This is a genomic window from Pseudoalteromonas sp. NC201 (assembly GCF_002850255.1).
GTDB lineage: Bacteria > Pseudomonadota > Gammaproteobacteria > Enterobacterales > Alteromonadaceae > Pseudoalteromonas.
Genome location: NZ_CP022522.1, coordinates 3,623,625 through 3,630,077, shown reverse-complemented (window position 1 = coordinate 3,630,077; position 6,453 = coordinate 3,623,625). Strand labels below are relative to the sequence as shown.

General features: G+C 43.8%; 6 protein-coding genes. All 6 read left to right on the top strand.

Annotation, left to right across the window (positions count from 1 at the left end; translation table 11 throughout):
• Positions 1 to 32: 32 nt before the first annotated feature.
• Positions 33 to 1,001, top strand: coding sequence for a TauD/TfdA family dioxygenase (locus PNC201_RS15955; protein WP_102057605.1), 969 nt, complete (start codon positions 33 to 35; stop codon positions 999 to 1,001).
• A gap of 81 nt (positions 1,002 to 1,082) precedes the next feature.
• Positions 1,083 to 2,459 carry a serine hydrolase domain-containing protein gene (locus PNC201_RS15950; protein ID WP_102057604.1) on the top strand — a complete coding sequence of 459 codons (1,377 nt, stop codon included), beginning with the start codon at positions 1,083 to 1,085 and terminating at the stop codon, positions 2,457 to 2,459.
• A gap of 265 nt (positions 2,460 to 2,724) precedes the next feature.
• On the top strand, positions 2,725 to 3,285 hold the full coding sequence (locus PNC201_RS15945) for a YcjF family protein (protein WP_010607109.1): 561 nt from the start codon (positions 2,725 to 2,727) through the stop codon (positions 3,283 to 3,285).
• 80 nt (positions 3,286 to 3,365) lie between these two features.
• Positions 3,366 to 3,542 (top strand): hypothetical protein, encoded by a 177-nt coding sequence (locus PNC201_RS23410; protein ID WP_017217212.1) that lies wholly within the window; start codon positions 3,366 to 3,368, stop codon positions 3,540 to 3,542.
• A 155-nt stretch (positions 3,543 to 3,697) separates the two neighbouring features.
• Positions 3,698 to 5,359, top strand: coding sequence for a cyclic peptide export ABC transporter (locus PNC201_RS15940; protein WP_102057603.1), 1,662 nt, complete (start codon positions 3,698 to 3,700; stop codon positions 5,357 to 5,359).
• Positions 5,356 to 6,435 carry a prohibitin family protein gene (locus PNC201_RS15935; protein WP_102057602.1) on the top strand — a complete coding sequence of 360 codons (1,080 nt, stop codon included), beginning with the start codon at positions 5,356 to 5,358 and terminating at the stop codon, positions 6,433 to 6,435. The genes PNC201_RS15940 and PNC201_RS15935 overlap by 4 nt, the downstream gene beginning before the upstream one ends.
• The last annotated feature ends 18 nt before the right edge of the window (positions 6,436 to 6,453 follow it).

Here is a 6,453-nt window from a genome sequence, read left to right as displayed (position 1 = left end):
CAAAAGTACATACTTTTAAGGATGGGAAAACAATGGATCACGCACTTTCTTTGGAATTGGATCCGACATCGATTGCAGCAGACCCTCGGATACATGACTTATCTGAGGTTAAACAAAGCGGCATGGCATGGGTGAAAAACCACGTTCAAGAGGTGAATAACTGGGTTGAGCGAGATGGTTTTGCATTGCTTCGTGGCTTAAATATTGTGAGCACGAATCAGTTTAGCGCCATACTTGAGACCTTGTTTGGTGAGCGTTTAAGCCAGTATGTTTATCGCTCTTCGCCACGAACGGCACTGAACAACAATATTTACACCACCACGGAATATCATGCCGATCAAGTGATCCTGCAGCATAACGAAAATGCTTACTCCAATGTTTGGCCGATGCGAATGGGCTTTTTTTGTGTGATCCCAGCAACCACGGGTGGGTGCACACCACTTGCCGACAGCCGTGAAGTATATCGTCGTATTCCCAGTGAATTAAGAGACAAGTTTGAGCGTTTAGGTGTGCAGTACGTGCGTAACTACGGTGATATCGACCTACCTTGGCAAGAGGTTTTTCAGACTGAGAGTAAAGCCGAAGTTGAGCAATATTGCCGACAAAATGAAATCGAATTTACTTGGCTTGATGATAAAAGGCTACAAACCAAGCAATGGCGTCCGGCGGTCATGCGCCATCCAAAAAGTGGTGAAAAGGTATGGTTTAATCAAGCTCACTTGTTCCACTGCTCGAGCCTAGATAATCAACTCAGTGCACAAATGCGTGACAGTATCGGCAGCGAATTTTTACCTCGTAACGCCTTTTTTGGTGATGGTAGCGAAATAAGTGACCAAGACATCAAGCTCATCAATCAGGTTTATCAAGACCTCACTTTTGCTTACCCGTGGCAAAGAAACGATATTTTGCTGCTGGATAATATGCTGTTTACTCATGGCAGAGAGGCCTATACAGGCACTCGTAAAGTACTAGTTGGCATGGCAAATATCGCGTCAGCATAACTAGTTGGTACTCATTCCGATGAAAATCGGGCAACAACATTTGTTAGTGGTTACGTGGTTGGCAATGTAAGGAATGAAAAAATGAAATGGCTAATACAACTACGGCTAAGAATGATGATGCTATTTTGCATCACCTTAGCACTGGCTTCTTGTTTGCAGAAAAAGAGCGTCGCAGATAATCACACCATTATGCCTAATCAATTAGAAATGATAGCGGCGGTGGTGAAGGAATATTGCGATGCCAACCTATTCTTTGGCACGGTTTATATCACCTCGGTTGATAAGGTGGTGTACCAGTCCAACTGCGGACCACAGAACATGCAATATGATGTAGATAACAGCGTTAAGTCCAAGTATCGCATTGGCTCCAATACCAAAGCGTTTTCGGCTGCTATTTTAATGAAGATGTTAGATGGTAAGGACTTACGGCAGGAAACCATTGGCGATCACTTGCCTTGGTACCCAGATAACCAATGTGCGGATGTTTCGCTACATCATTTGCTTACCATGTCGTCTGGGATCAATAACTACAGCGACAACGAAGCCGTATACGATAACTACGGTTGGCGGCCTTATTTATATAACTCGAGTCTAGATCTTAACGGTCCGGAAGATTTTAGTAATCGCTTTTGCACTTGTGGTGCCGAAGCGGGGCAAAGTGGCTCACCGTCATTTACCCCGGGTAGCAAGTATGAATATAGCAACTGTAACTATTATCTCATCGGTAATATCATCGAGCAGCTAGCGGCTGGCAAACAAGGCAATATCGGTCGTGAGTATTGGTTTGCTAATATCGTTCAAGAGCAAATTCTAAACCCGCTTAGCATGACGGACAGCGGCTCTTACAGTGCGATTGGTGTCTATTCAAATATGACCACAGGCTATATCTATAATCAAAACCAATACTTACCCCTTGCCAATGGTCGTCCACCAGCTACAGGTGGACCTGCACCTTACGAAGACATTTTAGTGAATCCATATAGCAACCCTTTGGTACTGTATTCCGCTGGAGATTTGTATTCCACAGTGGAAGACATGCATAAGTGGGATCAAGGCTTGTATGGCACTCAAATCTTAAACGATACCCAGAAACTAGCGGCCTTTGCTCCCTACTCTAACACTGGTAGCAGCGACGAGTGTGAATACTATGGCTATGGTTGGTTTGTGACTTATGTCGACCCAAACCAGTACGGCAAAGTGGCAAATTGCCCCGAAAACCCAGCCGATGCAAATCTTAGAATGTATGAAAAATTTTTACAGTACTCTGGTAGTTACCCCTATTCATGGGTGACCAGTTTCACCCGTTTACTGGAACGAGATCAAAGCATCATGGTGTTTAGCAACTATGTGAAAGAGGGGATTGAGTCAGATTGTATCGCCAAGGAGATCCGCAACATTATCTTCTATAGTGATAAACACCGTACCGAGCAATGCCAGCAAGATTTGAATCAGGCATAACGCGGTAGGGAAAAATACCGAGCTTTCGCGCTCGGTTAAACAAATTAATAGAACGCCTGCAGTAGGTGGCAACGTTTCGCCAGTTGTATTTGTGACACTGTGCAAATCCTTGGTTGTTCTTAGGTTTACTTCTTCATCATGGATGAAGGCGGTAAAGCTCAGAGTTGAATAAGTGCAACTTGTTTGATTTTGGGTACTAGGGCAAGTGCCAACATGGTGCTTGATGAGTTCGACAACTGTTTAAATAAATCATAGAGGATGAATTATGGCAGTGACAAAAACAGCGAAGGATGACAAGGCGAGCGATGCTCCAGAACAACAGGAATCACAACTTGTTGCTGATGAAGACAGAGCAGCCGTTGCTCAGCTGATTGTCGACAAATACACAAAATGGTCGTTTGGCTCTGGGTTTATTCCCGTTCCTGCGGTTGATTTAGTGGCGTTGACAGGGATCCAAATGAAGATGATAGGCGAAGTAGCAAAAGTCTATGGTCAATCATATGGTGACAACAAGCTGCGTGGCACAGTAAGCGCATTGATCGGCGGCTCTTTTCCACAAACCTTAGGGGGCGCGGGACTAAGCAGCTTTTTGAAGGCGGTTCCTGTACTTGGCACGTTAAGCGCAATCGCATTTATGCCAGTTGTGTCTGCGGCATCAACACACGCAGTAGGCGCAACTTTTGTTCGACACTTTGAAAATGGCGGCACGCTGATAGACCTGAATCTAGCAAGTATGAAAGGGGATATCGCAGACATCGCAGCTAAGTATCGTGCAAATAAAGGGAATGCGGACGCAACAGCTACAGCGGAAAAAGCCACAGTATAACCGATACTGGCTGACATAAACCGGCAGGCAACTGCTGGTTTATTCTTCGCACCGAATTTATCAACAACTTGGAGAAAATTATGCTTATCGCTTTATATTTAGTGTTATGCATTTTAACTGGTTATTGGGGACGAAACACCTTTGCCGGACCTGTGGGCTTCTTTTTAATTTCGTTGATGTTTACGCCTATTGTTGGCTTGATCATTTTACTAGTTGGGCAAAAGCGCAAGCCCACAGAGGTGAATGACGAGGAATGAGATCTTACATTGCCGGTAAAACTGGGCGATTTATAAATATAACTTAATGTTTTAATGCAATATTTATTTAAATCCAACAGGCAGTTTTGATTTTTAGGGACTATGCTAAGTAGCATGCGCGGGCGGTAGCCCAATAACAATAAAAGATAATAACAATGGTATTGTACGAATTAATTCGCCGACATATTCAGATAAAGAAAAGGACCTTTATTGCACTGGGGTGTATTTCTGGTTTGGCCAACGCGTTGGTGCTTGCGCTTATCAACAACGTAGCTGCCAATATCTCTGATATTAATAAAGAAAATCATATTCTTTACTACTTGGTGCTATTTACACTGACGATTGCAATATATGGTTTCACTCAGCAAAGATTGATGACTAAAGCCGCGCAAATGGTGGAGCGTGCTATAGATAAATTGAGAGTCGATCTGTTTGAAAGCATTCGTCATACCGAGCTGTCAACGCTAGAGAAAATTGGTAAAGAGCGGATCTTTAATACCATCAGCAAAGAACTACAGACCATATCTCAGTCGGCGCAGCTGTTTGTGATCATTGGTCAATCCATCAGTTTGGTGTTTTTTACATCTCTTTATATTGCTTGGCACTCTTTTGTGGCTTTTATGGTTATCTCGACACTGATTTTGGTCGGAGCCAGTATTCACCGTTTACGCGCCAATGAAATCCAGCGCAACATGCGCATTTCTTTTGAAAGCGAAAACCAGCTTATTCAACGCTTATCTGACTTGCTCGATGGCTTTAAAGAAGTAAAGCTCAGTGAGCCAAGAGCGGAAGATTTAGAACATGAATATCGTCGCGATTCGAATCGTGCAAGGCGTGCAAAAACCAAAACCCAAACCTTGTTTGCGACCGACTTTATTCTGTCGCAAATCACCTTTTTCGCAGCGACAGGCGCTATGGTGTTTATCGTCCCTATGCTCTCTGACGTGTATACCGATGTGGTCATTAAAGTTACCACCGCATCGCTATTTTTAATCGGCCCTATTACCAGTATTGTTGGTGGGATCCCCGTTTTCACCACCGCAACAGAGGCGGCGCAAAACGTCTTAGCATTGGAGCGCGATTTAAAAAATGTCCAAGATGAGCAAGAGGTTAAACGACCTGAACCGAGTGAAAGCCTAACCTCATTCAATGCCATCACCTTAGCGGGGGCGTTTTATCAACATCAGAAAAAATCGAGCGATCGTCCGTTTGCTGTGGGGCCGGTGGATATCACCTTTGAACAAGGGAAAACCACTTTTATTACCGGTGGTAATGGTAGCGGTAAAACAACGTTTATACGGATGTTGACTGGCCTTTATGAATTACAGAGCGGACAAATCCTTTTGAATGGCAAAGCGGTTACGGAAGATAATCGCCTTGCTTATCGAAGCCTATTCACAGCCGTTTTTGCGGATTTTCATTTGTTCCAGCAGCTCTATGGTATTCGTGATTTGAGTACTGAAGAAATCGACGAATGGTTGGACTTTTTAGAGATGCGCGCCAAAGTGGGTATTCAAAATGGGGCGTTTAGCACCATAGATTTATCATCAGGTCAGCGCAAGCGCTTAGCGCTTTTGAGTACCATTTTAGAAAATCGTCCCATTTACATCTTTGATGAGTGGGCGGCAGATCAAGATCCTATCTTTAGACGAAAATTCTACGAACAAGTGTTACCTCGTTTAAAAGCGCGTGGTAACACCATTATTGCTATCACCCATGACGACGCCTATTTCCATTTGGCCGATGTGCACTTAAAAATGGAGGAAGGTCAGTTGTTAGCACACCTCGACAGTGAAAGTAATGGAGTACCATCATGAACATTAATATTTCAGGGGATTTTGCCTTACTCGTCGCCGGCGGCTTAATACTGGCACTGATCCTATCTAATTTGCTCATGCGGGTGTTAAAGCGTTACAAGCCCAAGTGGCATAAGCGTATTTTGTCTTGGCGTTTTCGCGCAGGTGTGACGTTACTTATTCTACTGTTTATTGCCGTTGCATTGGTCAAAGTTATTTTTATTAAAGTCGACTCAGGTCAAGTTGGGGTGCTGTGGAAGCGCCTTGGCGGTGGTACGTTTGTAGAACATCCATTTTATGAGGGTACGGTGCTGGTTTATCCCTGGGATACGTTGACGATTTATTCGAGTCGATTTCAAACTGCGACCACAGAGATCCACGCCATTACCTCCGAGGGGCTCAGGATCAAAATGGAAATAACAGTGCGATACCGTCCTGTTGTGGAACATATTCCTTACCTACACAAGTTAGTCGGGACAGACTATCTTGATGAAATTGTGATCCCTGAAGTTGCATCAGCGGTTCGTATGATTGTTTCTGATTATACCGCTGAAGAGGTCTATGCTAATCAGCGATTAAAGATCCAAGATCAACTGTTAAGCACTGTGTTGAGAGAAGTTCAGCTACAAGAGAAGTCGATACTCAAACAAGAAAAAAGCGAAATGCAAGGGCACAATTTGGTTAATTTAGACGATATGCTTATTCGTCAGGTTGATATTCCTGAAGGCGTGCATAGTGCGATTGTTGCGAAGGTGAATCAAATGCACCTATATCAAGAATATAAAATGCGTTTAGATGTTGCTGAAAAAGAGGCTGAGCGAAAGAAAGTGGAGGCTCAGGGGATAGCCGACTTTCAAGAAACGGTGAGTGGTGGGATCTCTGAAACTTATCTAAGATGGCGCGGCATAGAAGCAACCATAGAATTGGCGAAATCTAATAACGCAAAAGTGGTGGTAATAGGCAGTGGTAAAGATGGTCTACCATTGATTTTAAATACGGAGGGCAGCACATCTGCTTTGCCTGCTTCGGTTAACCCAAATGCTACGGATCCACAAAGCCAAGAGCCACAAACACCTAATGCAGCTAAATCAAAGTAAGGAATAGTTACATTTTCA

What these genes read in the sequence shown, in the direction of transcription:
- PNC201_RS15955 (WP_102057605.1), top strand. Translation starts at nt 33, where the DNA reads ATGGATCACGCACTTTCTTTGGAATTGGATCCGACATCGATTGCAGCA.
- PNC201_RS15950 (WP_102057604.1), top strand. Translation starts at nt 1,083, where the DNA reads ATGAAATGGCTAATACAACTACGGCTAAGAATGATGATGCTATTTTGC.
- PNC201_RS15945 (WP_010607109.1), top strand. Translation starts at nt 2,725, where the DNA reads ATGGCAGTGACAAAAACAGCGAAGGATGACAAGGCGAGCGATGCTCCA.
- PNC201_RS23410 (WP_017217212.1), top strand. Translation starts at nt 3,366, where the DNA reads ATGCTTATCGCTTTATATTTAGTGTTATGCATTTTAACTGGTTATTGG.
- PNC201_RS15940 (WP_102057603.1), top strand. Translation starts at nt 3,698, where the DNA reads ATGGTATTGTACGAATTAATTCGCCGACATATTCAGATAAAGAAAAGG.
- PNC201_RS15935 (WP_102057602.1), top strand. Translation starts at nt 5,356, where the DNA reads ATGAACATTAATATTTCAGGGGATTTTGCCTTACTCGTCGCCGGCGGC.